The sequence below is a fragment of the Micromonospora sp. NPDC047620 genome (genome assembly GCF_043205005.1).
Lineage (GTDB): Bacteria > Actinomycetota > Actinomycetes > Mycobacteriales > Micromonosporaceae > Micromonospora.
In genome coordinates this window covers 119,214-146,043 of sequence record NZ_JBIDDG010000004.1, presented here as the reverse complement: position 1 = coordinate 146,043, position 26,830 = coordinate 119,214, and the positions used below count along the sequence as shown (strand labels likewise).

The window sequence follows — 26,830 nt, the reverse complement described above, 5'->3', positions numbered from 1 at the left end:
GGCGAGGCGTTCAGCGGCGGGCGTGCGGGTCGAGGACGTCGTCGCTCTCCGGCGCGGCGGTCGCCCGGCGGCCGAGCACCACGACGTACGCCAGGAAGGCGAGCCAGACGGCGGCGCCCGCGAGGACGCGGAGCGGGACCGGCACGGGCGCGGGCGTCACGAACGCCTCGACGACGGCGGAGACCGCGAAGAGCCCCACCAGGCCGACGGCGACCAGGACGCCCTCGCGGCCCGCCCGGGCGACCGCCTGCCCCCGGGTGAGTTGGGCGGGCGGCGCGATCCACGCCCACCCGACGCGCAGGCCCACCCCGGCAGCCACGAAGACGCCGGTCAGCTCCAGCAGCCCGTGCGGGGTGATCAGTCCGAAGAAGACGTCCGCCCGGCCGTAGGCGACCATCACCCCGCCGACCACGCCGATGTTGAGCGCGTTCTGCCAGAGCAGGTAGAGCACGGGGACGATGAGCACCCCGGCGGCGAGGCACTGGGCGGCGAGCCAGGCGTTGTGCGTCCACAGGTGGAAGGCGAAGGTCGGCGCGGCGAACTCGGTGTAGTAGCCGGCGAAGCCGGACTCGACCAGGTCGGCGGCCGCCTCCTCACCGATGAACGCGCCCGCAGTCTCCGGGTTGCCCGCCACGTACCAGATGAGGAAGAAGCTGAGCAGGGTGAAGGCGGTCGCCACCCCGCACCACCAGGGCCAGGCGCGGTAGACCGCGCCCGGGAAGCCCACCAGCAGGAAGCTGCCGACCGCCGCCCAGGACGGCCGCGGGCGGCCGGTGAGCCGGGCCCGGGCCCGCAGCACCACCTGGGAGAGCTGGCTGACCAGCGCCGGATCGGGTGAGCGGCTGCGCAGCACCGAGAGCTGGGTGGTCGCCCGCTGGTAGAGGGCGACGAGTTCGTCGACCTCGGCGGCGTCGAGCCGGCCGCGCCGGGAGAGTTCCTCCAGCCGCCGCCACTCCCCGCCGTGTTCCGCGACGTACGCGTCGAGATCCACCGTCACCCCCGTCCGGCGATCATAGTGTTCACTGTCGGGGTGAGAGCGCAACCACGACCGCCGGCCCGACCCGCCCCGTGGGGCGACGCCGGGCTGGTCAGCGGGGAGGCCGTGGAGCTGGACGTCCGGGCCGCCCGGATCGGCTCCCGGGTGCTCGCGCTGATGCTCGACATCCTGGCCCAACTGCTCCTCGTGCTGGTGCTGTCGATCGCCGCCGGCGTCGTGCTCACCAACCTGCCGACCGGGCTGGTCGACGGGGCGCTGACCGGTGCCCTCGCGACGGTGGGGCTGGTGCTGGTGCTGGTCGGCTACCCGGTGCTCTGCGAGCGGTTCAACCACGGCCGGACGCTGGGCAAGATGGCGGTCGGGCTGCGGGTGGTCAGCGCCGACGGCGCCCCGGTGGGGCTGCGGCAGTCGCTGACCCGGGCGCTGGTGGGCGTGGCGGTGGAGTGGCCGGGCCTGGTGCTGCCGCTGCTGAGCTGGGTCGCCGGCGTGACCGTGATGCTGACCGACCGGCGGGGGCGCCGGCTGGGCGACCTGGTGGCGGGGACCCTGGTCGTGCACACCCGGACGGCGACCGCCTGGCGGCCGGTCCCGACGGCGGTGCCCGTGCTGGTCGGCTGGGCGTACACGCTGGACCTGAGCCGGCTCGACGACGGCCTGGCGCTGGCCGTCCGGCAGTACCTGGCCCGGGTGCGTCACCTGGCGGAGCCGGCCCGCGGGCGGCTGGGCCGCGGCCTGTGGGCCGAGATCTCGGCGGTGACCACGCCGCCCCCGCCGCCGGGCATGCCGGAGTCGGTCTACCTGGCCGCGGTCCTCGGCGAGCGGCACCGGCGGGCCTGGCACCGGCTGGGACGCGGTCGCGCCGTCGCCGCGACGCTCTGGCCGGAGCTGACGCCCGGCCCGCCCACGCCGCCCCGCGCGGTCCCGGCCGCCGCCCCGCCCGAGGGCGCCGCGCCACCCGGCACGATCCGTCCGGCGGTGCCCGGCGGCGCGCCGGCCGCCGTGCCGGCGCAGCCCGTCGCGGCGGTACGGCCGGCGGTTGCCCCGTCGGCGCCGGCGAGCGCCATGTCCACGCCCGACGCCGGCACCTGACCGGTGGGCGCGGGCACCCGAGCGGCGGGCGGGAGACACCCGCTGGGCGGGCGCGGGACCGCCGACCGTCGCCCGGCTGTGGCAGGATCCGGCTCGCTCGCCCCTACCGAGACGGGAACACCGTGGCCGACGACCTGTTCACCCCCACCATCGCGCCGGCGGCGTACGAGGCGCGTCGCCCACCGTGGCGACCGCAGTCGCTGATCTTCCCCGCCGTGTTCGGCGGCCCGACGGCGGCCACCGTGCTGGCCCTGGTCAACGGGCACCGGCTGGGCCTGCCCCGTCGGACGCACCTGGCGGTGCTCGGCGTCGGGCTGGCCGGGCTGGTGGCCCGGCTGGTGGTCACGCTCGTGGTCTTCGACGACGGGGCCGACCGGCCCGTCCGGCTGATCGGGGCGCTGGCCGGCGCGCTGGTCTGGCTCGCTGCCTCCGCCACGCAGAAGCGCCGGTTCCGGGCGTACGAGCTGCGCGGCGGCGAGCCGGCGTCGCTGTGGCTGCCCGGCGTCGGGGCGGTGCTCCTGTTCGGCTTCGCCGAGGCCGCGCTGGTCATGCTGGTGGCCGCCGCGTGACCGCCCCGGAGACCCAGCTTGCCCGGGTGGCCCAGCTCCTGGAGCTGAACCGGCTGGAACAGGCCCTGGACGAGGTGAACCGGCTCCCCGCCGCGCTGGCCGCCAGCCCCGCCGCGTTCCGGCTGCGGGCGGCGGCGCTGACCGGGCTGGACCGCTGGGACGAGGTGGTCGCCGCCGCCCGTCAGGGCCTGGCCGAGGCCGGCCCGGACGCGGAGCTGCTCGGCCGGCTGGGTCTCGCGCTGCGCCACCGCCGCGAGTTCGCCCCCGCCGAGCGGGCGCTGCTCGACGCGCTGGCCATCGAGCCGGAGAACCCGTGGCTGCTCTGCCAGTACGCCGACCTCTGCTCGGCCGTCGGCCAGACCGACAAGGCGGAACGCCTGGTCGCCCGCGCCGCTGCGATCGTCCCGGACGCGCCGGCCGTCTTCGCCTCCCGCTTCCAGCTCGCGTACGCCCGGGGCGACGACCGGGCCGCCGAGCGCATCTCCCGCGAGTTCCTCGGGGCGTGGCCGGCCAACCCCGTGGCGCTCGCCCTGCACGGCGTCGCCGCGGCCCGGCGCGGCCGGGTGGGCACCGCGCACCGCGCCTTCGGCCAGGCGGTGGCGCACGACCCGACCGACGCCGACTACGCCGAGGCCGCCTGGGAGACCCGGGTGTACACCCACCCGCTGCTGCTGCCGCTGCGGCCGCTCTACCGGCTGGGGATCCTCCGCACCTGGCTGCTCGCGATCGGCGTGGTGGTGCTGCTCAACCTCGCCGGGCTGGACCTGCTCGCGGGCCTGTTCGGCCTGGCGTGGGCGCTCTTCTGCGTCTGGTCGTGGATCGCCCCGCCGCTGGTCCGCCGCATGGTCCTCGGCCGGTGGCGGTCGTGAGGGCGGTGCGGACGGTGGCGGTCGTGAGCGAGTGTCGGCGGTGGCGGTCGTGAGGGCGTTCGGGCCGTGGCTGGCCGTCCTGGCGGTGGTGCTGCTGCTCAGCGCGCTGCGCCTGCGCACCCTGGCCACGGTGGTCTCGCTGGCCTGGCTCGCCTGGTGCGTGTGGACCTGGGTCCGCCCCGCCCGCCGCCGCTCCCGCCCGGACTGACCGCTCCCGCCCCGGCTGGCCCCGGCCCCGAGGGCTCCCGCCCCGGCTGACCCACGCCCGCCGGGGCACACCGACGGGTCGGCGGCCCGCAGTCGCCGGAGACGCCGACGGGCCGGCCCGCTGGCGCGGGCCGGCCCGGTCGGTGCGGGTCGGCTCAGTACCGGTAGTGCTCCGGCTTGAACGGGCCCTCGACGGAGACGCCGAGGTAGGCGGCCTGCTCCTTGGTCAGGGTGCTCAGCTTGGCGCCGAGCGCCTCCAGGTGCAGCCGGGCGACCTTCTCGTCCAGGTGCTTCGGCAGCACGTAGACACCGACCGGGTATTCCTCGGTCTTCGTGAACAGCTCGATCTGGGCGATCGTCTGGTTGGCGAACGAGTTCGACATCACGAAGCTCGGGTGGCCGGTGGCGTTGCCCAGGTTCAGCAGGCGGCCCTCCGACAGCACGATGATCGCGTGCCCGTCGGCGAACTTCCAGAGGTCGACCTGCGGCTTGATGTTGACCCGCTCCACGTCGGACCGCTTCGCCAGACCGGCCATGTCGATCTCGTTGTCGAAGTGGCCGATGTTGCCGACGATGGCCTGGTGCTTCATCCGGGCCATGTGCTCGTTGGTGATGACGTCGAAGCAGCCGGTGGCGGTGATGAAGATGTCCGCCTGCTCGACCACGTCGTCGAGGGTGGCGACCTGGTAGCCGTCCATCGCCGCCTGGAGGGCGCAGATCGGGTCGACCTCGGTGACCACGACCCGGGCGCCCTGGCCGCGCAGCGACTCGGCGCAGCCCTTGCCGACGTCGCCGTAGCCGAGCACGACCGCCATCTTGCCGCCGATCAGCACGTCGGTGGCCCGGTTGATGCCGTCGATGAGCGAGTGGCGGCAGCCGTACTTGTTGTCGAACTTGCTCTTCGTCACCGAGTCGTTGACGTTGATGGCGGGGAAGAGCAGGGTGCCGGCGCGGTGCATCTCGTAGAGCCGGTGCACGCCGGTGGTGGTCTCCTCGGTCACGCCCTTGATGCCGGCGGCGATCCGGGTCCACCGCTGGCCGTCCTCGGCGAGCGAGCGGTGCAGCACGCCGAGGATGACCTCGTACTCCTCGGAGTCGGCGGACTCGACCGGCGGGACGGCCCCGGCCTTCTCGAACTCGACGCCCTTGTGCACCAGCAGGGTGGCGTCGCCGCCGTCGTCGAGGATCATGTTCGGGCCCTGCCCGTCGGGCCAGGCGAGCACCTGCTCGGTGCACCACCAGTACTCCTCGAGGCTCTCGCCCTTCCAGGCGTAGACCGGGACGCCGGCCGGGGCCTCCGGGGTGCCCTCCGGACCGACCACCATCGCGGCGGCGGCGTGGTCCTGGGTGGAGAAGATGTTGCAGGACGCCCAGCGGACCTGCGCGCCGAGCGCGACCAGGGTCTCGATCAGGACGGCGGTCTGGATGGTCATGTGCAGCGACCCGGTGATCCGGGCGCCAGCGAGCGGCTGGGCGTCGGCGAACTCACGACGGATCGCCATCAGGCCGGGCATCTCGTGCTCGGCGAGCTGGATCTCCTTGCGCCCGAACTCGGCGAGCGACAGATCCGCCACCTTGTAGTCGCCCTCGGCGAGGGTGCTCGGCCGGGCCTCGGACGGCGTTCCACTTGCGGACGCCGGGAGGGTGCTGGTCATGGAAGCTCCTGTCGGACGATGTGCTGCGCGACCCTCCACCTTACGCGCGCGGGCCGCCGTGGAAGGGACCGGCCGGTGAAGAGAGCAGGAAGACAGAAGCGGGCAGCGCACGGGGCGGTCGGTCGTGGACGGACTCTCCGTCCACCAGCCGCCCGCCCCGTGCATCCCCCCGGTTTGGATCCCTCGCGCGCGTTCTCGGACCGTCGTCGCGATAACGCTGCGTACCCATAGAGTCACACTGTGCAGTCGCAGCGTCAAGCCATTCCGGGAAAGTCGGACTTGCCCTGCCCGGCGACCGCTGGGCGGACGACCGGCTCAGCCCAGGCCGCAGCTCGCCACGTACGCCTCGCCCGTGCCCGCCACGCGCAGCGGCCCGGCGGCGGCCGTGCCGACCGCGGCCTGCCCCTGTCCGAGCGTCACCGCGCCCGTCCCGTCGTCGACCGAGAGCTCCCCCGCGCAGCAGAGCACCACGCGCGGCCCGGGCATCGACAGCGTCACCGCCGGCAGCGCCGCGCCCAACGTCACCCGGTGCAGCGCGAAGTCGTCCACCGGCACCGGCCAGGTGACCACCCCGGGGTCGACCTCCAGCGGCGGCACCACCGGCTCCCGGAGCACCTCGAAGCGCAGCACCCGGAGCAGCTCGTCGACGTCCACCCGCTTCGGCGTCAGACCGCCGCGCAGCACGTTGTCGCTGGCCGCCATGATCTCCACGCCGGTGCCCCGCAGGTAGGCGTGCAGGTTGCCGGCCGGCATCCAGATCGCCTCCCTGGGCGCCAGCCGCACCCGGTTGAGCAGCATCGCCACCAGCACCCCCGGGTCGCCCGGGTAGGCGGCGGCCAGCTCCCGGGCCAGCTCCGCATCGGGTCCCACGACCGCCGCCGACGCCACGGCCCGCACCAGCGCGTCGCGCTCGTCGGCGGGCCAGGTCAGCAGCAGCCGTACGGCGTCGCGCAGCCCCGACGGGCCGGTGCGCAGCGCCGCCAGCACGGGCTCCAGCGCGGGTACGCCGAACCCCGCGAGCGCCTCCGCCGAGGCGACCGGGTCACGGAACCCGCAGAGCGCCTCCATCGGCGAGAGCGCGACCAGCAGCTCCGGCTTGTGGTACGGGTCGACGTAGTTGCGCTGCCCGTCGGGACGACCGGCGTCGGCGGCGTGCCCGGCGCGGGCCTGCTCGGCGTCCGGGTGCGCCTGCAGGCTGAGCGGGGCGTCCGCGGCGAGCACCTTGAGCAGGAACGGCAGCCGGGTGCCGAACCGGCCGACGAGCCGCTCGCCGAGCCAGTGGTCCGGCTCGGCGAGCAGCAGGTCGGTCAGGCTGATCCGGCCGCCGTCGCGGTCGACCATGGCCGGGTCGCCCGGGTGGGCGCCCAGCCACAGCTCGGCCTCCGGGCCGTCGCTCGGCGCCGGCCTGCCCTGCAACTGGGCGATCGCCGAGCGGGACCCCCACGCGTAGTCCCTGATCGGTCCGTACAGCAGTTCCACCGGTCAGCTCCCGGGCCGCCCGGCGGCCTCACCCGGCTCGGATCCCGGCACGGCGGTGTGCGCCGCGCTCCCGGTGGCCGACCGCTCCGCGGCGGCGCTGTAGATGTCCGGCTCCAGGTAGATCACCCGGGCGGCGGGCACGGCGGCGCGGATCCGGGCCTCGGCGGTGTCGATGCTCCGGGCCAGCTGCTCGGCGTTGTCGCAGGCCGGCACGGCGACCTTCGCGGCCACCAACAGCTCCTCGGGGCCGAGGTAGAGCGTCTTCATGTGGATGATCCGCTCGAACTCGGGGCCGTCGGTGACCGCCTTCTCGATGGCGGCGACGTCGTGCGCCTCGGCGCCCTCACCGAGCAGCAGGCTCTTGGTCTCGACGGCCAGGATAATGGCGATGGCCACCAGCAGCACGCCGATCATCGCGGTGCCGACGGCGTCCCACCGGCCGTTGTCGGTGATCAGCGTCATGCCGACGCCGAAGAGCGCGAAGACCAGACCGACCAGCGCGCCCAGGTCCTCCAGCAGCACCACCGGCAGCTCCGGGGCCTTGGCCCGCCGGACGAACTTCACCCAGGACTGGTTGCCCCGGACGAGGTTGGACTCCTTGATGGCGGTACGGAAGGAGAACGACTCCATGATGATCGCGACGACCAGCACGGTGACCGGCACCCACTGCCACGAGTGGATGCCCTCCTTGTGCGACCACTTGTGGTACGCCTCGTACAGGGCGAACAGACCACCGACGCTGAACAGCACGATGGACACGATGAACGCGTAGATGTAGCGCTCCCGGCCGTAGCCGAAGGGGTGCTGCGGGGTGGCCGCCCGCTTGGCCCGCCGGCCGCCGAGCAGCAGCAGCCCCTGGTTGCCGGAGTCGGCGACCGAGTGGATCGACTCGGCCAGCATGGACGACGACCCGGTCAGCACGAACGCGACGAACTTGGTCACGGCGATGCCGACGTTGGCCAGCAGCGCGGCGACGATCGCCTTCGTCCCGCCGTTGGCGCTCACGCCGCCGCCCCGTTCCGTCGCGCGGCGCCGCCGGGCACCGGCGCCCCGCGCCGCTCGATCCGCACCCTGCTATCGCTCACTGGTTCGCCAGCTCCTTCATCTCGGTGATGGCCGGAACGGCCATCGGATCCAGTCCGTGTGCCAGGGCGAGGTAGACCGAGGCGAAGTCCGGCACGGCGACCAGTGAGGCGAGCCGCTCCAGCGCGGAGCCGCCCTCGGCGGTCACCACGTCGCAGCGCACACCGCGCCGCTCGGCGAGGGTCTGCACCGCGCCCGCGCGGCGCTCCTCGACGTCGAGCGGCTCGTCGGCGTCGTCCTCGGGGTTCAGCCCGCCGTCGCGCAGCAGCACCAGCCGCAGCCGGGTGCCGGCCGGCGCCTCGTCGTCGGGGTCGGCGAAGATGTCCCGCTCCCCCTCCGCCAGGCCGCCGAAGACGCCGTCGAGCAGCCCGACCCGCCCCCGCCCGGCCTCGCCGAGCGCCCCGCTGACCACCGGGTAGCGGGCGTTGGCGGACAGGGTGTCGCCGAACCGGCGGGCCGCCACGGTGGCGAGCGGCGACGAGCCCCAGACGATCGGCACCGAGCCGGCCAGGCCCAGGGCCAGCGACTTCGCCGGGTTGACGAAGGACTCGGCCGTCGGGCGGCACCGGTCGGCGTCCGCGTCGAGCCGGGCCGCGGTCTCCGCCAGGTCCGCCTCGTTGACCTTCACCAGGCCGAGCGTACGGGCGGCGAGCAGGACCGGCACGGTGAGCGCCCAGAGGCTGGCCCGGGCCGGGGCGCGCCGGGGCACCGGGATGAACGGCGCCCGGGCCCGCTCGGCCACCGACTGCAACTGCGAGTCGGGCGCGCCGACGGCGACCAGCCGGGCGCCCCGCCGGTGCGCGGCCTCGGCGGCGCCCAGCGCCTCGGGGCTGCGGCCGGAGGCGCTCACGGCGATGACCACGTCGGCAGCCCCCACCCAGCCGGGCACCCCGGCGCTGCGGTGCGGGATGACCGGCACCGGGCAGCGCGGCCCGGCGACGGTGGCCAGCACGTCACCCGTACGGCCGGCGGTGCCGATGCCGGCGATGACGACCGCGCGGGGCCGGCCCTCGTCGGCGAGCACCTGGAGGTTCGCCTCGGCGGCCAGGGCGGCCGACTCGCGGACCTGCGCCCCGGCGGAGGCGGTGTGCCGCAGCATGCCGCCCGGGTCGTGCTCGGCGAGCGCGTCCTGGTCGTCGAGCAGGGCCTCGTCGGGATCGCGGCGGCCGCTGACCCCGGCCGTACCCTCGATCACGACCGCTCCGCGGGGCCGCCGCGCGCCTCGTCCAGCAGCAGCACGGGCACGTCGTCGCGGACCTCGAAGATCCGACCGCACTCGGTGCAGGTCAGCGTCTGCGCCTCCGCGTCGTAGTCGAGCGGGGCGTGATGCGTGTCCGGACAGGCGAGGATTTCCAGCAACTGCGGGTCCAGGGCCACGGCGCGGCTCCTTCCACGTATGCGGTTTCACCGATCGACGGTGCCGACCGGCGCAGGCGATCTTATCGGCGAACCCGGTCGAGCACCTCGTCGCGGAGCGAGGTCATCCGCTCCCGGGTCGGGGCCTCGACGTTGAGCCGCAGCAACGGCTCGGTGTTGGAGGCGCGGAGGTTGAACCACGCGCCGTCCGGGAAGCGCAACGTGAGGCCGTCCAGCTCGTCGGCCTCGGCCTGCGGGTACGCGGCCCGAACCTCGGCCACCTTGGCGGCCTGGTCGGCCACGGTCGAGTTGATCTCGCCGGAGGCGACGTACCGCTCGTACTCGCCGGCCAGCACGGACATCGGCAGCGACTGCTCGCCGAGGGCGGCCAGGGTGTGCAGCGCGGCGAGCATGCCGGTGTCGGCGAACCAGAAGTCCCGGAAGTAGTAGTGCGCGGAGTGCTCACCGCCGAAGATCGCGTTGGTGCGGGCCATCTCCGCCTTGATGAAGGAGTGACCGACCCGGGCGACGACCGGCTCGCCGCCGTGCTCGCGGATGATCTCCGGCACGGCGCTGGAGGTGATCAGGTTGTGGATCACCGTCGAGCCGGGGTGCTTGGCCAGCTCTCGGGCCGCCACCAGGGCGGTGATCGCCGACGGGGAGACCGGCTCGCCGCGCTCGTCGACCACGAAGCAGCGGTCGGCGTCGCCGTCGAACGCCAGGCCGATCTCGGCGCCGTGCTCGAGCACCGCGCGCTGGAGGTCGACCAGGTTGGCCGGGTCCAGCGGATTGGCCTCGTGGTTGGGGAACGTGCCGTCCAGCTCGAAGTAGAGCGGCACGATCTCCAGCGGCAGCGCCGGCAGGACGGCGTCGCCGAGCACGGCCGGGACGGTGTAGCCGCCCATGCCGTTGCCGGCGTCGACGACGACCTTCAGCGGGCGGATCGTGGAGAGGTCCACCAGCTCGCGCAGGTACGCCGCGTAGCCGGCCAGCAGGTCGCGGCGCTCGGCCGGCGCGGTCGGCTCGCCGGCCGGACGGGCCTCGTCCTTGTCCAGCAGGGCCTGCGCCCGCTGGCGGATCTCGGCCAGGCCGCTGTCCTGCCCGATCGGCCGGGCACCGGAGCGGCACATCTTGATGCCGTTGTACTGCGCCGGGTTGTGGCTGGCGGTGAACATCGCGCCGGGCAGCCCCAACGTGCCGGAGGCGTAGTAGAGCATGTCCGTCGAGCCGAGCCCCAGCTCGATCACCGAGCGCCCCTCGGCACGCACCCCGGCGGCGAAGGCGGCGGCCAGACCGGGACCGGTGGCACGCATGTCGTGCGCGATGAGCACCGCGTCGCCGCCCTCGCCGTAGGCGTCCAGCACCTGCGCGAAGGCCACGCCGAGGGCCTCGGCGGCCCGCTCGTCCCACTGGTCCGGCACCGTCCCACGAACGTCGTAGGCCTTCACGATCTGGGACAGATCAGACACCGGTATCGCTCCTCGCGCCGCAGGTCGTCAACGGCCTGAGCGTATCGGAGGGGCGCGGGGCGCCCCGGCTCAGCCAGGGAGCCGGGGCATGAACCTGGTCTGGTCGCCGCCGCCGGCCTCCGGGGGCGGGTCACCGGGTCGCCCGGCGGCGGGCGGAGCCGACGTCGGCCGGCCGTACTGCCCCGGGGCGGGCGGCGTCGACGTCGGGTTCCCGGGCGGGGCGGAGACCGGCGGCGGGGTGGACCCGCCGGGCACCACCTGGGTGGCCTCCGGGGTCGGGCGGCTGCCGTACACACCGCCGGCCGGACGCGGGGCGGGGGTCCCCCCGTACACGCCGGGGACGGGCGGCTGCTGGCCGTACACCTGGCCGGGCGGGACGGGGACGGCGGCCGGGCCCTGCGCGGAACGGTAGGTGGTGCCGCCGGGGTTGCCGCGGGGCAGCGGGACGGGCGGCAGGTCGTCGGCGGGCTCCTTGTCCGCCCGGGAGCGGCGGAACAGCAGGATGATGAGCAGGACCCCGACGGCCACCATGGCGATGCCGAAGAACATGACCGCCGACCCGCCGCCGGACCCCTCCTCGGCGGCGTTGACGGTGGCGCCGGCGCCCTGCCCGGCGAGGGCCGCCAGGGCCGGCGACTCCTCGGCGGTCTTCGCCTGCGAGGCGACCGCGCTCGGGGTGGGCGACGGCTTCTTCGAGGGCGTCGGCGACGCGGAGGCCCGGCCACCGACCACCCGGGACGCCTCGGCACCCCGGCCCAGCAACTGCCCGAGCGCGTTGCTGGCCGCGCCGGTGACCGTCAGCCGGCCGCCCGGCGCACCCTGGACGAACGCCACCCGGTAGCGCACCGTGATGCTCTTGCCCTTGCACAGCCGCGGGTTCGCCGGCGAGGTGGCCGGAGTGGCCACGCTGCCCCCGCCCCCGGAGAGCGACACCGGGAACCAGTGGCCGCCCACGTTGACCTGCGCCCTGACCTGGTCGGCCCGCAGGCCGCCCAGGCGCAGCCCCAAGGTGGTACGCAGCAGCACGCAGCCGTCGCTGCGCTTGCGTACCTCGATCGAGACGCCCTCGGCGGAACCGCCGGCCGTGAAGCTGCCGGCCGACCGCACCCGGACCGAGTCGTCGTCGGCGAGCGCCGGCGTCGCGCCGAGCGCCACCAGGCCACCCAGTAACGCGCAGACCGTCGCGAGCCGCGCCGCGTGCCGACGTACCGCCATGATCACCTCGCCGTTCCTCCCCCGACGGGGGTCCGCCGGTAGGCTACTACCGCCCCCGGGTGGGGCCCGGTCATAGAACGCTCCGGATGTGCGCCGTATTACCCCGGTGGTCGCGTCGCCGCACCTCACATCCGGTCCCTGCACCTGACCATTCGTCAGCGGGGCGGGCCGGCACCTCGGCGTCGACGCTCCCGGTGGCACACTCCGCGCGTCTCGGACGGGGTGTCTGTGGCGTCTCGGGCGGGCGGGCGTCTGTGGACGTCTCGGGCGCGCGGGTTCTTGCGGGCGTCTCGGGCGGGCGGGCGTTTGCGGGCGTCAGCCCGACGCGGCGGCCGCCAGCGCGTCGCGGCAGAGCCGGTCGGCGGTACGGGTGGTCTCGGGCAGCCGGTAGCGCGGCGTCAACGCGAGCACCCGGGCCGTCGCGTTGTCGAGGCTCATCCGGTGACCGACGCTCACGAAGACCGGCTTCACGCCGTCCCGGGTACGCAGCACCCGACCCACGATCTCGTCCCCGTCGCGCAGCGGCGTCCACGCGCCGCGCTCGTCGGCCGGCGGGGCCCACTCGCCGAGCAGCGGCGTCTTGCCCACCCCGATCGCCGGCAGGCCGGTCACCACGCCCAGATGGCAGGCCAGCCCGAACCGGCGCGGGTGGGCCAGCCCGTGCCCGTCGCAGACCAGCACCTCCGGCCGCACGGTCAGCCGGTCGAGCGCGTCGAGCAACGCGGGCAGCTCGCGGAACGCGAACAGCCCCGGGACGTAGTCGAAGGCGGGCCGGCCCACGCTGACCGCCGAGTCGACCACCGCGAGCGTCCGGGCGTCCAGCACCGTCACGGCCGCCGCGAGGCGGTCGCCACTCTCGGCGTACGCGACGTCCAGGCCGGCCACCGTCGCCGGCTCGGCCGGCCCCGGCCCGACCAGGTCGACCAGCGGCCGCAACCGCTCCTGCACGGCCAGGGCCTCCGCCACGCCGCCCGGCACAGCGAACACCTCAGACATGCCGACCTGCGCGATTCCCGATCCGTCCGTCGTCACGACGACCGGCCGGTGGCCTGCCTGCCGGCACTCTGCTGGCCAGCGGACCGCTGGTCGGTGTCTGATTCAGCCATTTCGCCATGCTATTCCGGCCTCACAACCACCCCGTCCACGGTGAACCGCGACGCCCCTACTGGCCGACGCGGCCGTCGATCAGCTCGCGGAGCAGGTCGGCGTGGCCGTTGTGCCGGGCGTACTCCTCGATCATGTGCACCAGCAGCTCCCGCAGCGAGACCTCCCCGTCGCCGTGCCGGCCCGTGACCCCCAGGTCGTCGGACTCGGCGACGAAGCGTTCGGCGAACTCCACCTCCGCCCGCCAGGTGCGCCACGCCTCGGCCACCACCTCCGGTTCGCCGACCGCGCCGTCGAAGTCGCCGTCCGGATCGGCCATCGAGCAGTAGAGCTTCGGCACGTCCTGACCGGCCATCGTCCGCCGGAACCAGCCCCGCTCCACCTCGGCCAGGTGGCGGACCAGGCCGAGCAGCGACAACTTCGATGGCGGTACGGCCCGCCGGGCCAGCGCCTCGGCGTCCAGGTCGGCGCACTTGAGTTCCAGGGTGAGTCGCTGGTCGCGCAGGTACTCGACGAGGATCGTCCGCTCGTCGTGGTGGTTGCCGTCGGAGCGGGGGTCGTCGTCCGGGTGGACGAACATGTTCGACCAGGCGAAGTTCTGGGTGGGACGGTCGGCGGCGGGGGTGGCGAGGCCAGCAGGGGATTCAGCCATACGAGCGACCCTGACCGACACCGAACCAGGGCCGCAACAAGTTTCCGCCGTCGGGGGAACTCACCCCTCGCCGCCTTCTGCGCCTAGCAGAGGATCAGCTGCGGGGTCTCCCGCTCGCCGGAGTTCCTCTTCGAACATGACGAAGGTCTTCCTACGGATTCCCGTGACCAACGCTGTCTCGTGAGGCGTGAGCGGCCGACGCTCCGCGTCCGCCTGTTCCTCAATCGCACTCACCGTCTCGTACAGGGCGAAGATCGGGCCGCTGCCGCGTAGATACCGCCCTCGGTCATGCTCGGTGAATCCGATGAACTCGTCGCGCGACAACTCCTCAATCTCATCACCGCCGACGAGGAGAACTTTGCGGACCAACTCGTCAGCCCGTTCCCAACCGCCGGTCTTCCTTGATAGTCGCCAACCCTGGATCCGCCCCACCTCATCTGATATGAGCTTGAGGGGGGTCTCGTAGTAACTGAAGAAGGCCGGAAGCCTTCCCGGCGGCCGACTATTCACCACTCCATCGCCTCTCGCTCATGGCGTTCCAGAGCAGTTCGGAACGCTTCCTGCTCTCGGACGACAAGCCCGTCCCGTATCGCCAACTCCAGAGTCGTCAAAGGACGGTCCTGCGACTCCGCCATTGCGTCGAGGTCTCGGCGTATCTCATAAAGCGCGTGTTCCCACTCCGCAACCTCGTCCAAGGCTAGGAGCTGAAGACGGAGTTCCGCCACATGCCCATTCGACATCCGCAAACTTAGCAGCACGTCCCGGTAGCCGCTCAACTGAGGCTCAAGGAAGCGATCCTTCTTGGCGAGAACCTCGATGCCGGGTTCCTGACCGATCCGCTGCAGTCCCTGATACAGGTCGTCAAGACTTCTGAACTGGATCCTGGCCGCCGCAAGGTCCTTCAACGACGACACATCGTTCTGATATTCCACCACCTTGTCGAGGGCGCGCTGACGATCTTTGGGCTTGTCCCGCCAGCTCGCCACCCCACCCTCTCCAGCCATTCGCAGCGCCAGTTCGTTCAGTTCCGGCTGAGCCACTGACGCTTCCATGTACAGGCTGTTCAGGTAGTTCAGACGATAGGTCTCGTCGTCCTGCTGAGACGGATCGAATCCGGGTTGGTAAATCCGACGTTTCCTCGGGTTGACCGAATCACCGAGCACCTTTTGTGCAGCGCTGATTCCCCCCTCGGGCGGCTCTACCTCACCGGGAGCAACCGCCTCGGCGCCGAAGCCCACGATGTCATCAAGAACGGAGCCGAGGACGTCGATCGCCTGTTGGTGAGTGGCCAGGTGATGCAGTGTCACCGGACGGGCCATCAGCGAGTTCGCCAGTTCCGGCGTAGCGAGGATCATCCGCGCCAGGTCGGGCCGTTGCACCAACTGCCGGACGAGGGTCTCGGCGAGCATCGGCTCGTCCTTCGGCGGCGTCCGCCACGTGTCGTCCAGCATTCGCTGCACGCGCGGCTCCGCGAACAACCGCGCCACGTCCCGCGCCGCCGGCTCGTCGAGGTGCGGTACGAGTCGCCGGAGGGTCGAGGCATCGAGCCCGGCGGCCACCTCGACCGGGGTCACGCCAGCGGCGAACACCCCCTCCAGATCCGGCTCGTCGGCCAGGACGGCGCTCACGGGTCCGCCGTTCGCCACCCGTTCCGCCTGTGCGCGTTCCCGTGCGGCCCGCAGATCTTCCGGCGGGGCGTCGCCTCGATCGAGTGCCGAGTCCGGCTGTTCGGGCCGGGCTGATGGCAGCCCATCAGCCGGGGCGGCCGACCCGGGGTCGTCGAGCAGATACATGCGGTTCAGGTACGGCTCGCCGTACCCCTGGTCAGTCTCGACGGGCGGGTGGTCCGGCAGGTCCGGACGCTCGCTGAACCGGCCGCGCCGCAGCCCGCCGAGCGGCATCGGTCGGGCGTCCGGGCCAAGCACCAGGACCTCGGTGTCGACGGCGTTGTACGGGTGCGGGGTGCCCCGGTGCCGGTACAGCGGCGCGTCCGACACGGCTCCGGTCTGCGGGTCGAGGTAGAGCACCGTGCCGTGCTGGTTGAGGGCGACCCAGATGTGGGAGCCGCCCTGCTCCCAGCTGTTGACGACGAAGGCGAAGCTGCCGTGGCCGCCGATGCGGAGCTGGTGGTGGAGGTTGCGGTAGCCGGTGTCGACGGCCCACCGCCGCTCGGCACCCTGGACGTCCTCCGTCGGCTGGCAGAGGCGCTGGAAACGCCCCCCGGTGACGTCCTCGATCCGCCCCATGCCGCCCCACTCACCGTCGATGGGGCGCGTGACGTCACCGGCCAGGTAGGCGTCGAAGGTGCGGGGTGCGGCGACCCGCGGCCGGCCGTGCATCCAGGTGTCGAACAGCGAGAGCGTGCAGTCGATGCAGTTGATGGCGCGGGTCGGGTCGGCCCGCGGCCCGCCGTCGTTCACCAAGCCGAACCAGCCGCCGCGTCGCGGATCGGCGGTCCGCTTGACGCTCCCGTCGGGCTCGCGCGGGACCTGCCGCTCGATGTCGGTCTGGTGCAGCGCCAGCGGCGGGCGCAGACCGCCGGGCTGGCCGTAGTTCCGCGACCGGTCGATCGGCGGCGGGTAGTCGTCCCTCGTCAGCGCCGAGCGGTCCGCGGTCTCCACGGCACCGAGTGCCAGGTCGCCGACGTCGTCGTTGATCCCGCGGAAGTCCGTGTCGGTGACGGCGACGACGACCGGGGCGGCCGCCCCGGCGAGGACCGCTTCGGCCAGATCCCGCTGCTGGTGACACCAGCGCTCCCGTTCCCGGCTCTCCTGGAAGAAGCGCTCGAAGGTGACGCGGTGCCCGGCCTGCGCCAGCCGACGGCCCTCGCTGACGAGCCACCGGGCTTCGTCGTAGCTGCGGTCCGCGGCCTGACGTAGCCGGGCCGCGCTGTCCCGGCGGCGATTCTCCTCGTGGTTCGTGCGCTGGAACTGGAAGTGCCCCCGGTAGCGGCGTCGTTCGAACGCATCCCGATCCGCAGCCCACCTGGCGGCGTACCACTCGGCGGTGCGTGGACGCGGAGGTTGTTCTGCGGCTCCTGGCGGATGCGCCGCCCCGTCCTGCGTCCGGGTCGCAGGTCCGTCCTCTGGAGCCCCGGGCGGCGACGGCGGGACGAGGGTGGGCGCGGTCTGCGGTGCCAGACCGCTCCTCGCCGTGGCCTCACCGACCGCCGTCTGCGTGGTGGCGGCGACCGGGTAGCTCTGCGCCGGGATGCCGCCAAGAGGGGAGGCGACCCCGGGATTGTTCGGCGTGGTCCCTCCAACCACCGACGGGGCGGTTGTCGTGGTACTCGGATGCTGCGCGGTCACCCCGGCACCCGCTGCCTGTTCGACGACGTTGCCGGGGCCCACCGACAGCGGGACCGCGGGCGCCGGAGGCGCTTCCGGCATGACCGAGGAGAGCGTCGGATCGAGTGGGGCGGCCGACGCGTCGACATGTGACATCGGGGACAGCGCGGGCCCGGTGGCGTCGGGCCCAGGCGTGAGCTGGGGGCCGCTCCGCGCTTCCCCGAGTGCCGGCTCGGCTGCCGGCGCGACCATGGAAATGGCGGAAACGGTCTCTGGAGGCGCAGCCGGCAGCCCGGAGGAAGCCGCGCCCTGCTCGGGAAGCCGCACTCCGGGCTCAAGGGCACCCGGCCCGGGTGTCGCGCGCGTTTCGGGTGCCGACGTGAGTTCCGCGGCCGGCGGGGCGACGTCGACGGGTGGGCCGTGTCGGGTCGCCGCCGCCTCCGGCGTCGCCAGCGGGTGCCGGGGTGCATCCAGGTTTGCCGCCGGGCCTGCCATGCCGGTCGAGGTCTGTCCCGCAGCCCCGCTGTCCATCGCAGTCAGCGGCATGCCGGCCAGGGCACTCATCTGGCCGTCGAGCCGCGCCTGCAGCGCGGCGTCGGCCTGCGCGGTGGCGGAGCCACGGGCACCCGACACGGCCGCCCGGGCCGCGTCCTCCACGGAGGTCAGTCCCTGGCCGGTGGCGAGGCTCGCGGCCTGCTCGGCCATCACCTCGCCGGTCATCTCGCGGCCCAGGTGCTCCCCGATGCGGGCGCCCCGCCCGGTGGCGTGGCGGCCGAGGCCAGCCAGCGGCGCCACCGCTCCGCCGGCCAGGCCGCCGACCGCCGTCGTGCCCAGCTCCGTCATGTCCAGCCCGTGCCGTCGGCCGGTCGAGTTCTGGTACGCCTGGGTGGCGAGGTTGATGCCGCTCTCCTCGGCCGCCTCGGACACTCCGCTAAGCGCCGCACGCCGGCCGAGGCCCCGCACGCCGCCCTTGGTGACCTCCTTCGCCGCCCGCTCGCCGGCCTCCTTGAGCCCCTGCTTGAGGGACTTGCGGGCCAGTTGCGCCATCAGCCGCTTGAAGATCTGCTGCACGATCAGCCGGGTGGCGGTGATCGCCGCCCCGGCGGCGGGCGAGGCCGCGCCGGCGGTGAGCACGGTGGCGACCGCCAGCGACAGCAGCTCGATCACCAGGATGCCCAGCTCGATCCAGACCTCGAGCTTGGCGCCCTCGATGTCGCAGCCGCACTCCTCCACCAGCCGGCCCATCTCGGTGCTGACGGCGAGCAGCACGGGCAGCGGCGCCTCGTCGCCCTCGGCGACCCGGCGCCAGGCGGTGTCGAAGGCGGCGGCGATCGCCCCGACGCCGCCGTACCCGCCGCGCACCTCGGCGGCGGCCGTGACGGCGTCGGCGTGCGGCCCGGCCAGCGCGGCGGCCACCGCGTACCACTGGTCGGCCAGTTCCCAGACCGCCCGCTCGTTCCCCTCCGGCCACTCGACGCCGATCACCCAGTCGAGGGCCTCGTAGACCCAGCCCGGCAGGTCCCAGGGCGAGTAGTCGAGCGGGTGCGGGATGGGGCTCGGCAACAGACTCATCCGGGTCTCCTCCGCGGATCAGCGCTGCTGGTGCCGGTCGCCGGCCCGGTCGAGCCGGCCAGCGCTCGACGCGTCCGTGCGGAGGTTGGCGTCGACGGACCGGACCACGTCGGCGCCGAGGCCCTCCAGGTGCCGCCCCACGCCCTCCCACACGCGCAGCACCAGCTCCTCGAAGCCCCGGTACTTCTGCTCGAAGGCCGCGCCGATGTCGTCCTTGCCCCATGGCCGGGATGCGCTCGCCGCCGCAATGGCCCCGCCCACCTCGCGGCGCCGTGCGCCGACGGCCTCGCCGGCGAGCGAGAGGTCGGTGCCGCCGCGCCGGGCACGCTGCGGGTCGAGCCAGAGTTGCCCGTCCATCATTCGCCCCGGCGCAGCGCCGAGTCCGCCCGGCCCAGCAACGACCCGAAGTCACCCGTACGCAGGAAGTCGACCGCTCCGGAGCCGGCGGGCAGGTAGCCGGCCACCAGTTCCTGGGTGGCGGAGGCGGCGGTCGTACCGGCCCGGTGGATCGTGGTGGTGATCTTCCGGCTCAGCGCCTTCGCGTCCCGGTCGTGGTAGACGGAGGGGTGCAGCTCCACCGAGATCAGGTCGCCCCGGGCCCCGACGGTCGCGGTCACCTGACCGTCGTCGGAGCGCTCCGTCACCCGCAGCTCGGCGAGCCGGACCCGCAGCTCGTCCAAACCGGACCGAAGTCGCCGGTAGTCCCCGTACACCTCGTCGAACCGCGCCCGCAGCGCGCGATTGGCGTCCCGGTCCACGCTCTCGCCCAACGCCACCCTCCCCGGTCACCGTCGGTAGGGCGAACCATACCGGCCGCCACGATTCCGTGGGGTCCGGTAGTTTCGAGCCCGTGATCGATCGCCAGCAGGCCGAGCAACTCGCCGCCGTGTGGGCCCGCCGCGAGTCACAGCGCCTGGGACACGAGTGCCGCCCGACGGTCGACGAGTTCGACCTCGGTTACGTGATCACGTCCACTGTGTCCGCCGATGCGAGGACGGTGCCGGGCGAGCTGCCGACCACCGTGGTGGACAAGCAGACCGGCGAGGTGACCACCTGGCCACGCGTGCCGGTGGAGATCGTCGAGCAGATGTACCGCACGAGCCGGGCGGAGGGTCCCGGCGCGCCGCGCACGGTCGATCCGGCGAGCCAACTGCTCCGCGAGATCCGTCGGCTACCGACCCCCGGCACGGCAGCGCACCTGACCGTCGAGGGCCGGCTGTTCCGCGCGCAGGGGGCCAAGGGCGACGTCGAGCTGCACCACCACCCGTTGGTCCGCGCCTACCTGGATGAGCTGCCCACCGGCCACCTGGTGCGCGGCGGCGACCGGCACGCCGAGCTGATCGTCGTCTCGGACGCCCTGCACGACTTCGACCAGCGCCGCGCCGCCGAGGGCATCGCCCCACTGGGCATGGCCGACGCGGAGACGCTGCTGGGCGCCGCCCGGTTCGAGGTCTTCCGGGTGCGCGAGCCGGGCGACCCGTACGGCGGCAGGGCCGAGCGTGCCTGCGACTCGTGTCTCAACTTCCTGGTGCACTTCAACGTGTTGCCCTGGTCGGAGCTGGCCTTCACCGCCGAATGGCATCCGGAGCCACAGCGCCCGCATCATCCAGACCGCTTTCCACCCGCGGTCGCGGACGCGTTGATGGAGGCCGGCTGGGAGGACAGCGAGTTCAATCCGGCCCTGGCCGCCGGGGCTATCCGCGAGACATGCGAGGTCACCGGCCAGCGACACCGCCACGAGCCGTTTCCGGCGGCGGAGCGGGCGCTGACCGCCTTCCCCGCCGTCGTGAGCAGTCGCCGGGGCCCCGGCGAGGAGGTGTGGATCAGTCGGTTCACGACCAATCCACTCCGGAGCGCGCACTCGGCCGACACGCTGGCCGACTTCGCCGCCGTCCTCGGGGTGCGGCTCTTCCCCATGGGGTCCGAGCACGGTGACAGCATCCTCGCTGTCGACGAGCGGGGTCGGGTGTTCGCGTTGGACCAGGCCGGCGAGTGGTTCCTCGGCGCGGACGTCGACGCCGCGCTGACCACCCTGCTGCTCGGCCGCGCCCCGGCCCGCGTCCGCGACGACGGCACCTGGTGAGCTACAACGTCATTCCGGTCAGCACCATGACGCGCGGGTCGGTGTAGTCCTCCATCGCGCTGCGCAGTCCCTCGCGCCCGACGCCGCTGCCCTTGACCCCGCCGTACGGCATCTGGTCGGCCCGGTACGACGGCACGTCGCCGACGATCACCCCGCCGACCTCCAGGGCGCGATGCGCGGCGAAGGCGACATCCAGGCGATGGGTGAAGACGCCCGCCTGCAACCCGTACGCCGAGTCGTTGACGGCGGCGAACGCGGCCTGGTCGTGCTCGACGGGCGCGACCACCAGCACCGGCCCGAAGACCTCCTCGGCGCAGACCCTGGCGTCCGCCGGCACCCCGGTGAGCACGGTCGGCGGGTAGGTGGCGCCCTCGCGCCGGCCGCCCACCTCGATGGTGGCGCCGGCCGTGGCCGCCTCGTCCACCCACGCCTCGACGCGGCGGGCGGCCTCCTCGGACACCAGCGGGCCCACGTCGGTCAGCTCGTCGGACGGGTCGCCCGTGCGCAGCTCCTGGACGGCCGCGACCAGCCGGGGCAGGAACGCGTCGTAGAGCCATTCGTGCACGTAGACCCGCTGCACGGCGATGCACGACTGCCCGGCCTGGTAGTTGGAGAACGTCGCTATGCGGTGCGCGGCGAAGGTCAGGTCCTCGTCGGTGTTCCAGTCCTCGCAGATCACGGCGGCGGCGTTGCCGCCCAGCTCGAGGGTGACGTGCTTGTCGGGCACGGACCGGCGGATCGCCGCGCCGACCGGCCCGGAGCCGGTGAACGACACCACCGGCAGCCGGGGGTCGGCGACCAGCTCGGCGGCGCGCTCGTTGGGCAGCGGCAGCACCGAGAACATGCCCTCCGGCAGGTCGGTCTCGGCGAGCAGCTCGCCCAGCAGCAGCGCGGACAGCGGGGTGGCGGGGGCGGGCTTGACGACGATCGGGGCGCCGACCGCGATCGCCGGGGCGACCTTGTGCGCGACGAGGTTGAGCGGGAAGTTGAACGGCGCGATGCCGAGCACCGGCCCCTTCGGCACCCGCCGGACCAGGGCGATCCGCCCGGTGGCGGCGGGGTCGGTGTCGAGGCGTTGCAGCTCGCCGGAGAACCGTCGGGCCTCCTCGGCCGCCCAGCGGAAGGTGGAGACCGCCCGGCCCACCTCGGCCCGCGCCCACTTGAGCGGCTTGCCGTTCTCGGCGGTGATGAGCCGCGCGATCTCGTCGGCCCGCTCGGCGAGCCGCCGGGACACGTGGTCCAGGGCCGCCGCGCGGGCGTGCGCGGGCAGGGCCGCGGCCGTCGCGGCCACCGCCGCGGCTGCCGTGACGGCCGCTTCGACCTGGGCGGCGGTGGCGAGGGTGGTACGACCGACGGCGCGCCCGTCGTAAGGGTGGTGGACGGTCAGCTCGCCCTCGCCGTGGGCGGGGCGGGAGGCGACGTAGAAGGCTGCGGACTCCACGTGGAGCAGCGTAGACGACCAGCCCTTCCACGGAAACAGTCGCGTCAACCCTTGTCTGCCGCGAATTCAGTGGCCAAGATGGCAGTCAGATTGCGATAACCGCCGCAGACCGCCCCCTCTCGGAGTGAGCCCGTCATGAGTGACCAGCAGCAGCTGCGCAACTTCGTCAACGGCGACTACGTCGAGCCGACCGACGGCGGCTACGCCGACCTGGTCGACCCGTGCACCGGAGAGGTCTTCGCGCAGGCCCCGGTGTCCGGGCCCGGGGACGTGGAGGCGGCGATGCGGGCCGCCGCCGACGCCTTCGAGACCTGGCGGGACACGACCCCGGCCGAGCGGCAGAGGGCGCTGCTCCGGCTCGCCGACGCGGTCGAGGCCCGCGCCGCCGAGCTGGTCGACGCGGAGGTACGCAACACCGGCAAGCCGCGTCAGCTCACCGCCGAGGAGGAGTTGCCGCCGGCGGTCGACCAGTTCCGCTTCTTCGCCGGGACGGCCCGGATGCTGGAGGGTCGCTCGGCCGGCGAGTACATGGCGGGGCACACGTCGTACGTGCGGCGCGAGCCGATCGGCGTCTGCGCGCAGGTCACCCCGTGGAACTACCCGCTGATGATGGCGGTCTGGAAGATCGCCCCGGCCCTGGCCGCCGGCAACACGGTGGTGCTCAAGCCGTCGGACACCACGCCGGTGTCGACGCTCCTGCTGGCCGAGATCGCGTCGGAGTTCTTCCCGCCGGGGGTGTTCAACGTGGTCTGCGGCGACCGGGACACCGGTCGTACGCTCGTGTCGCACCCGACCCCGCAGCTCGTGTCGATCACCGGCTCGACCCGCGCGGGCATGGAGGTCGCCTCCGCCGCGGCCCCCGACCTCAAGCGGACCCACCTGGAGCTGGGCGGCAAGGCCCCGGTGGTGGTCTTCGACGACGCGGACGTGGCGGCGGCGGCCGAGGCGATCGCGGTCGGCGGCTACTTCAACGCCGGGCAGGACTGCACGGCGGCGACGCGGGTGCTCGCCGGCCCCGGCGTCCACGACGACTTCGTGGCGGCGCTGGCCGAGCAGGCCCGCAACACGAAGACCGGCGCGCCGGACGACGCGGACGTGCTCTACGGCCCGCTCAACAACGCCAACCAGCTCTCCCGGGTCAGCGGCTTCGTCGACCGGCTTCCCGACCACGCCGACCTCCGGACCGGCGGCTCGCGCCTCGGCGAGCGCGGCTACTTCTACGCCCCGACCGTCGTCAGCGGGCTGCGCCAGTCCGACGAGATCATCCAGGACGAGGTGTTCGGGCCGGTCATCACCGTGCAGCGGTTCTCCGACGAGGACGAGGCCGTGCGCTGGGCCAACGGCGTCGACTACGGCCTGTCGGCCTCGGTCTGGACGAAGGACCACGGCCGGGCGATGCGGATGACCCGCCGGCTCGACTTCGGCTGCGTCTGGGTGAACACGCACATCCCGTTCGTCTCCGAGATGCCGCACGGCGGCTTCAAGCACTCCGGCCACGGCAAGGACCTCTCGGTCTACAGCCTGGAGGACTACACCCGGATCAAGCACGTCATGCACAACATCGAGGGCTGAGCGCGATGGCCTCCTCGGACGAACTGCACAAGCGGCGCGGCGCGGCCGTGGCCCGCGGCGTCGGCAGCACCATCGCGTCCTACGTGGACCGCGCTTCGGGCGGCACCATCGTCGACGTCGACGGCCGGGAATGGATCGACTTCGCGGCCGGCATCGCGGTCACCAACGTCGGCAACTCCGCGCCGCGCGTGGTCGAGGCGGTACGGGCGCAGGTCGAGCGCTTCACGCACACCTGCTTCATGGTCGCCCCCTACGAGTCGTACGTGGCGGTCTGCGAGCAGCTCAACGCGCTCACCCCGGGCACGTTCGACAAGCGGTCCGCGCTGTTCAACTCGGGTGCCGAGGCGGTGGAGAACGCCGTGAAGATCGCCCGGCACGCCACCGGGCGGCCGGCGGTGGTGGTGTTCGACCACGCGTACCACGGCCGGACCAACCTGACCATGGCGCTGACCGCGAAGAACATGCCGTACAAGCACCGGTTCGGGCCGTTCGCCGGGGAGGTCTACCGGGTGCCGATGTCGTATCCGCTGCGCGACGGCGGGCTGGACGGGTCGACCGCCGCGGCCCGCGCGATCGAGACGATCGAGAAGCAGGTCGGCGCGGAGAACGTCGCCGCGCTGCTGATCGAACCGATCCAGGGCGAGGGCGGGTTCGTCGTACCGGCGCCGGGGTTCCTGCCGGCGCTGCGGGAGTGGGCGACGGCGGCCGGGGTGGTGTTCGTGGCCGACGAGATCCAGACCGGGTTCTGCCGCACGGGCGACTGGTTCGCCTGCCAGCACGAGGGCGTGGAGCCGGACCTGGTCACCCTGGCCAAGGGCATCGCCGGCGGCCTGCCGCTGGCCGCGGTCACCGGCCGGGCCGACCTGATGGACGCGGTGCACGTCGGCGGGCTCGGCGGCACGTACGGCGGGAATCCGGTCGCCTGCGCGGCGGCGCTCGCGTCGATCGCGACCATGCACGAGCTGGACCTGACGGGGGCGGCCCGCCGGATCGGCGCGGCGATGACGGCGCGCCTGCGAGCCGTGGCGGACCGGGATCCCCGCATCGCCGAGGTACGCGGCCGGGGCGCGATGCTCGCCGTGGAGATCGTCCGGCCTGGCACCCTGACGCCCGACCCGGTCGCCACGGCGGCGGTCTCGGCGGCCTGTCACGCCGCCGGCCTGCTCACCCTGACCTGCGGCACGTACGGCAACGTGCTGCGCTTCCTGCCGCCGCTGGTGATCTCCGACACAGAGTTGCGCCGGGGGTTGGACATCCTGGACGAGGCTTTCCGCAGCTGACGAGGCTTTCCGCAGCTGGCGGCCCGCCGGGCGCCGGCGCACCCCTATCTTTGTTTACGCTTCGTTGCCAGATATCGAAAGATCTACACATTTCTCTACGGACGCTCTACGCTCTTGCTCACTTTGATCAATTGTGATCGATGGCGGGACCCGCCGTCGTGGAGCGAGAGGAACACCCGAGGGATGACACTTCCCCACCTTGCCGCGCGCCGCTGGCGCCTCGGCGTGATGACCGCCGCCGTCGCCACCGCCGTGGCGTTCGGCGCACCCGCGACGGCCGCCCCCGCCGAGGGGCAGATCCTCCTGGCAGGCGGCCCCACCGCCGTCGACGAGTCGTACATCGTCGTGTTCAAGGACGCCACCGTGGGGCGGAGCGACGTCACGAAGCGGGCGCGCGACCTCGCCGGCCGGCACGGCGGCGCGGTCAACCGGACGTACCAGAACGCGCTGCGCGGGTTCGAGGCCCGGATGTCCGAGGCCGAGGCCAAGCGGCTCGCCGCCGACCCGTCGATCAGCTACGTCCAGCAGAACCACACCGTGCGGATCAGCGGTACGCAGAGCCCCACCCCGTCCTGGGGCCTGGACCGGCTCGACCAGCGCGCGCTGCCGCTGAACAACTCGTACACCTACCCGAACACCGGCTCGGGCGTGAAGGCGTACATCATCGACACCGGCATCCGGTTCGGCCACGGCGACTTCGGCGGCCGGGCCGTCACCGGGTTCGACTCGATCGACGGCGGCAGCGCCGACGACTGCAACGGGCACGGGACCCACGTGGCCGGCACGGTCGGCGGCAGCGCCTACGGCGTGGCCAAGGGCGTCACCCTCGTCGGCGTCCGGGTGCTCGACTGCCAGGGCAGCGGCACCGACGCCGGCGTCATCCAGGGCGTCGACTGGGTGACCGGCGACCACGCCGCCGGCCAGCTCGCGGTGGCCAACATGAGCCTCGGCGGCGGCTTCAGCCAGGCCCTCAACGACGCGGTGGCCCGTTCCATCGCCGACGGCGTCAGCTACGGCCTCGCGGCCGGAAACGACTACGGGGCCGACGCCTGCGACAGCTCGCCGGCCAGCACCCCCGCCGGGATCACCGTCGGCTCGACCACCAACACCGACGCCCGCTCGTCATTCTCCAACATCGGCACCTGCCTGGACATCTTCGCCCCCGGCAGCTCGATCACCTCGGCCTGGCACACCAGCAACACCGCCACGAACACCATCAGCGGCACCTCGATGGCGACCCCGCACGTCGTCGGCGCCGCCGCGCTCGTGCTCGCCGCCAACCCGTCGTTCACCCCGCAGCAGGTACGCGACAAGCTCGTCGCCGACGCCACCAGCAACGTGGTGACCAGCCCCGGCACCGGCTCGCCCAACAAGCTGCTCAACCTCGGCGACGGCGGCACCACGCCCCCGCCGACCACCGGCTGCACCCAGACCAACGGCACCAACGTGACCGTCGGTGACAACGCGACGGTCACCAGCACCGTCGCGATCAGCGGCTGCACCGGCACCGCCTCGTCCAGCAGCAAGGTCGCGGTGCAGATCGTGCACACCTACATCGGGGACCTGGTCGTCAGCCTCGTCGCCCCCGACGGCAGCGCCTACACCCTGCACAACCGCAGCGGCAGCTCCGCCGACAACATCAACCAGACCTACACCGTCAACCTCTCCTCGGAGACCCGTAACGGCAACTGGACCCTGCGCGTCCAGGACGCCGCCGGCGGCGACACCGGCTACATCGACACCTGGACCCTGACCCTCTAGGTCTCGGGTGGGACGGCCCCGGCTGGCCGCCAGCACGGAAGGCTCCTCGCCACCGCGGCGAGGAGCCTTCTCCGTCCCGACAAGGGGCCT

General features: G+C 73.4%; 23 protein-coding genes. 8 read left to right on the top strand and 15 right to left on the bottom strand.

All coding sequences use genetic code 11. From position 1 onward, the window contains the following. Positions 1 to 10 precede the first annotated feature (10 nt). Positions 11 to 997 carry a stage II sporulation protein M gene (locus ACGF5C_RS06275; protein WP_393297218.1) on the bottom strand — a complete coding sequence of 329 codons (987 nt, stop codon included), beginning with the start codon at positions 995 to 997 and terminating at the stop codon, positions 11 to 13. 33 nt (positions 998 to 1,030) lie between these two features. Between ACGF5C_RS06275 and ACGF5C_RS06270 the strand changes: the two genes are divergently transcribed. From ACGF5C_RS06270 to ACGF5C_RS06255, 4 genes are all read left to right on the top strand, one after another. Next, complete coding sequence (locus ACGF5C_RS06270; protein ID WP_393297216.1) at positions 1,031 to 2,086, top strand: RDD family protein; 1,056 nt, start codon at positions 1,031 to 1,033, stop codon at positions 2,084 to 2,086. Between the two features lie 122 nt (positions 2,087 to 2,208). Next, complete coding sequence (locus ACGF5C_RS06265) at positions 2,209 to 2,655, top strand: hypothetical protein (protein WP_393297214.1); 447 nt, start codon at positions 2,209 to 2,211, stop codon at positions 2,653 to 2,655. Next, positions 2,652 to 3,524 (top strand): tetratricopeptide repeat protein, encoded by an 873-nt coding sequence (locus tag ACGF5C_RS06260; RefSeq protein ID WP_393297212.1) that lies wholly within the window; start codon positions 2,652 to 2,654, stop codon positions 3,522 to 3,524. Before ACGF5C_RS06265 ends, ACGF5C_RS06260 begins: the two co-directional genes overlap by 4 nt. Positions 3,525 to 3,564: 40 nt before the next feature. Next, positions 3,565 to 3,732 (top strand): hypothetical protein, encoded by a 168-nt coding sequence (locus ACGF5C_RS06255; RefSeq protein ID WP_357692434.1) that lies wholly within the window; start codon positions 3,565 to 3,567, stop codon positions 3,730 to 3,732. 154 nt (positions 3,733 to 3,886) lie between these two features. Here ACGF5C_RS06255 and ahcY read toward each other — a convergent pair whose 3' ends face one another. The 13 genes from ahcY to ACGF5C_RS06190 form a co-directional block, all read right to left on the bottom strand. Beyond that, positions 3,887 to 5,386: an adenosylhomocysteinase gene (gene ahcY / locus ACGF5C_RS06250; RefSeq protein ID WP_393297210.1), complete on the bottom strand. Its 1,500-nt coding sequence runs from the start codon at positions 5,384 to 5,386 to the stop codon at positions 3,887 to 3,889. Positions 5,387 to 5,701: 315 nt separating this feature from the next. Beyond that, positions 5,702 to 6,865, bottom strand: coding sequence for a mannose-6-phosphate isomerase, class I (manA, locus tag ACGF5C_RS06245; protein WP_393297208.1), 1,164 nt, complete (start codon positions 6,863 to 6,865; stop codon positions 5,702 to 5,704). Between the two features lie 3 nt (positions 6,866 to 6,868). After that, positions 6,869 to 7,870: a cation diffusion facilitator family transporter gene (locus ACGF5C_RS06240; RefSeq protein ID WP_393297207.1), complete on the bottom strand. Its 1,002-nt coding sequence runs from the start codon at positions 7,868 to 7,870 to the stop codon at positions 6,869 to 6,871. Between the two features lie 76 nt (positions 7,871 to 7,946). Continuing rightward, positions 7,947 to 9,143, bottom strand: a complete 1,197-nt coding sequence (locus ACGF5C_RS06235) for an SIS domain-containing protein (protein WP_393297205.1) — start codon at positions 9,141 to 9,143, stop codon at positions 7,947 to 7,949. After that, the gene (locus ACGF5C_RS06230; RefSeq protein ID WP_350682673.1) at positions 9,140 to 9,325 is read right to left on the bottom strand and encodes a Trm112 family protein; all 186 of its coding nucleotides are present in this window, start codon (positions 9,323 to 9,325) and stop codon (positions 9,140 to 9,142) included. The genes ACGF5C_RS06235 and ACGF5C_RS06230 overlap by 4 nt, the downstream gene beginning before the upstream one ends. A gap of 62 nt (positions 9,326 to 9,387) precedes the next feature. Continuing rightward, positions 9,388 to 10,773: a phosphomannomutase/phosphoglucomutase gene (locus tag ACGF5C_RS06225; RefSeq protein ID WP_393297203.1), complete on the bottom strand. Its 1,386-nt coding sequence runs from the start codon at positions 10,771 to 10,773 to the stop codon at positions 9,388 to 9,390. A 69-nt stretch (positions 10,774 to 10,842) separates the two neighbouring features. Further along, positions 10,843 to 11,988, bottom strand: a complete 1,146-nt coding sequence (locus ACGF5C_RS06220; protein WP_393297201.1) for a hypothetical protein — start codon at positions 11,986 to 11,988, stop codon at positions 10,843 to 10,845. A 315-nt stretch (positions 11,989 to 12,303) separates the two neighbouring features. Continuing rightward, positions 12,304 to 12,984 carry a deoxyribonuclease V gene (gene nfi / locus ACGF5C_RS06215; protein ID WP_393297199.1) on the bottom strand — a complete coding sequence of 227 codons (681 nt, stop codon included), beginning with the start codon at positions 12,982 to 12,984 and terminating at the stop codon, positions 12,304 to 12,306. 166 nt (positions 12,985 to 13,150) lie between these two features. Beyond that, positions 13,151 to 13,744, bottom strand: coding sequence for a DinB family protein (locus tag ACGF5C_RS06210; protein ID WP_393297198.1), 594 nt, complete (start codon positions 13,742 to 13,744; stop codon positions 13,151 to 13,153). A 60-nt stretch (positions 13,745 to 13,804) separates the two neighbouring features. Beyond that, complete coding sequence (locus ACGF5C_RS06205) at positions 13,805 to 14,254, bottom strand: hypothetical protein (protein WP_393297196.1); 450 nt, start codon at positions 14,252 to 14,254, stop codon at positions 13,805 to 13,807. Further along, on the bottom strand, positions 14,251 to 18,603 hold the full coding sequence (locus ACGF5C_RS06200; RefSeq protein WP_393297194.1) for a toxin glutamine deamidase domain-containing protein: 4,353 nt from the start codon (positions 18,601 to 18,603) through the stop codon (positions 14,251 to 14,253). The genes ACGF5C_RS06205 and ACGF5C_RS06200 overlap by 4 nt, the downstream gene beginning before the upstream one ends. A gap of 18 nt (positions 18,604 to 18,621) precedes the next feature. Beyond that, positions 18,622 to 18,960, bottom strand: coding sequence for a hypothetical protein (locus ACGF5C_RS06195; RefSeq protein ID WP_350682685.1), 339 nt, complete (start codon positions 18,958 to 18,960; stop codon positions 18,622 to 18,624). Next, complete coding sequence (locus ACGF5C_RS06190; RefSeq protein ID WP_393297192.1) at positions 18,960 to 19,379, bottom strand: YbaB/EbfC family nucleoid-associated protein; 420 nt, start codon at positions 19,377 to 19,379, stop codon at positions 18,960 to 18,962. The genes ACGF5C_RS06195 and ACGF5C_RS06190 overlap by 1 nt, the downstream gene beginning before the upstream one ends. A gap of 74 nt (positions 19,380 to 19,453) precedes the next feature. On the opposite strand from ACGF5C_RS06190, the gene ACGF5C_RS06185 reads away from it, so the two are divergent. Continuing rightward, on the top strand, positions 19,454 to 20,686 hold the full coding sequence (locus tag ACGF5C_RS06185) for an SUKH-3 domain-containing protein (RefSeq protein ID WP_393297190.1): 1,233 nt from the start codon (positions 19,454 to 19,456) through the stop codon (positions 20,684 to 20,686). A 1-nt stretch (position 20,687) separates the two neighbouring features. Here the strand turns inward: ACGF5C_RS06185 and ACGF5C_RS06180 are convergent, their stop codons facing one another. Continuing rightward, positions 20,688 to 22,127 carry an aldehyde dehydrogenase family protein gene (locus ACGF5C_RS06180; protein WP_393297188.1) on the bottom strand — a complete coding sequence of 480 codons (1,440 nt, stop codon included), beginning with the start codon at positions 22,125 to 22,127 and terminating at the stop codon, positions 20,688 to 20,690. Between the two features lie 135 nt (positions 22,128 to 22,262). Here ACGF5C_RS06180 and ACGF5C_RS06175 point away from each other — a divergent pair, with 135 nt between their 5' ends. The 3 genes from ACGF5C_RS06175 (at position 22,263) to ACGF5C_RS06165 (ending at position 26,740) form a co-directional block, all read left to right on the top strand. After that, positions 22,263 to 23,699 (top strand): gamma-aminobutyraldehyde dehydrogenase, encoded by a 1,437-nt coding sequence (locus ACGF5C_RS06175; RefSeq protein ID WP_393297186.1) that lies wholly within the window; start codon positions 22,263 to 22,265, stop codon positions 23,697 to 23,699. 5 nt (positions 23,700 to 23,704) lie between these two features. After that, complete coding sequence (gene gabT / locus ACGF5C_RS06170) at positions 23,705 to 24,979, top strand: 4-aminobutyrate--2-oxoglutarate transaminase (RefSeq protein ID WP_393297184.1); 1,275 nt, start codon at positions 23,705 to 23,707, stop codon at positions 24,977 to 24,979. Positions 24,980 to 25,162: 183 nt separating this feature from the next. Next, positions 25,163 to 26,740 carry a S8 family serine peptidase gene (locus ACGF5C_RS06165; protein WP_393297182.1) on the top strand — a complete coding sequence of 526 codons (1,578 nt, stop codon included), beginning with the start codon at positions 25,163 to 25,165 and terminating at the stop codon, positions 26,738 to 26,740. Positions 26,741 to 26,830: the final 90 nt, after the last annotated feature.

What these genes read in the sequence shown, in the direction of transcription:
- ACGF5C_RS06195 (WP_350682685.1), bottom strand. Translation starts at nt 18,960, where the DNA reads ATGGACGGGCAACTCTGGCTCGACCCGCAGCGTGCCCGGCGCGGCGGC.
- nfi (WP_393297199.1), bottom strand. Translation starts at nt 12,984, where the DNA reads ATGTCTGAGGTGTTCGCTGTGCCGGGCGGCGTGGCGGAGGCCCTGGCC.
- ACGF5C_RS06220 (WP_393297201.1), bottom strand. Translation starts at nt 11,988, where the DNA reads ATGGCGGTACGTCGGCACGCGGCGCGGCTCGCGACGGTCTGCGCGTTA.
- gabT (WP_393297184.1), top strand. Translation starts at nt 23,705, where the DNA reads ATGGCCTCCTCGGACGAACTGCACAAGCGGCGCGGCGCGGCCGTGGCC.
- ACGF5C_RS06200 (WP_393297194.1), bottom strand. Translation starts at nt 18,603, where the DNA reads ATGAGTCTGTTGCCGAGCCCCATCCCGCACCCGCTCGACTACTCGCCC.
- ACGF5C_RS06165 (WP_393297182.1), top strand. Translation starts at nt 25,163, where the DNA reads ATGACACTTCCCCACCTTGCCGCGCGCCGCTGGCGCCTCGGCGTGATG.
- ACGF5C_RS06210 (WP_393297198.1), bottom strand. Translation starts at nt 13,744, where the DNA reads ATGGCTGAATCCCCTGCTGGCCTCGCCACCCCCGCCGCCGACCGTCCC.
- ACGF5C_RS06175 (WP_393297186.1), top strand. Translation starts at nt 22,263, where the DNA reads ATGAGTGACCAGCAGCAGCTGCGCAACTTCGTCAACGGCGACTACGTC.
- ahcY (WP_393297210.1), bottom strand. Translation starts at nt 5,386, where the DNA reads ATGACCAGCACCCTCCCGGCGTCCGCAAGTGGAACGCCGTCCGAGGCC.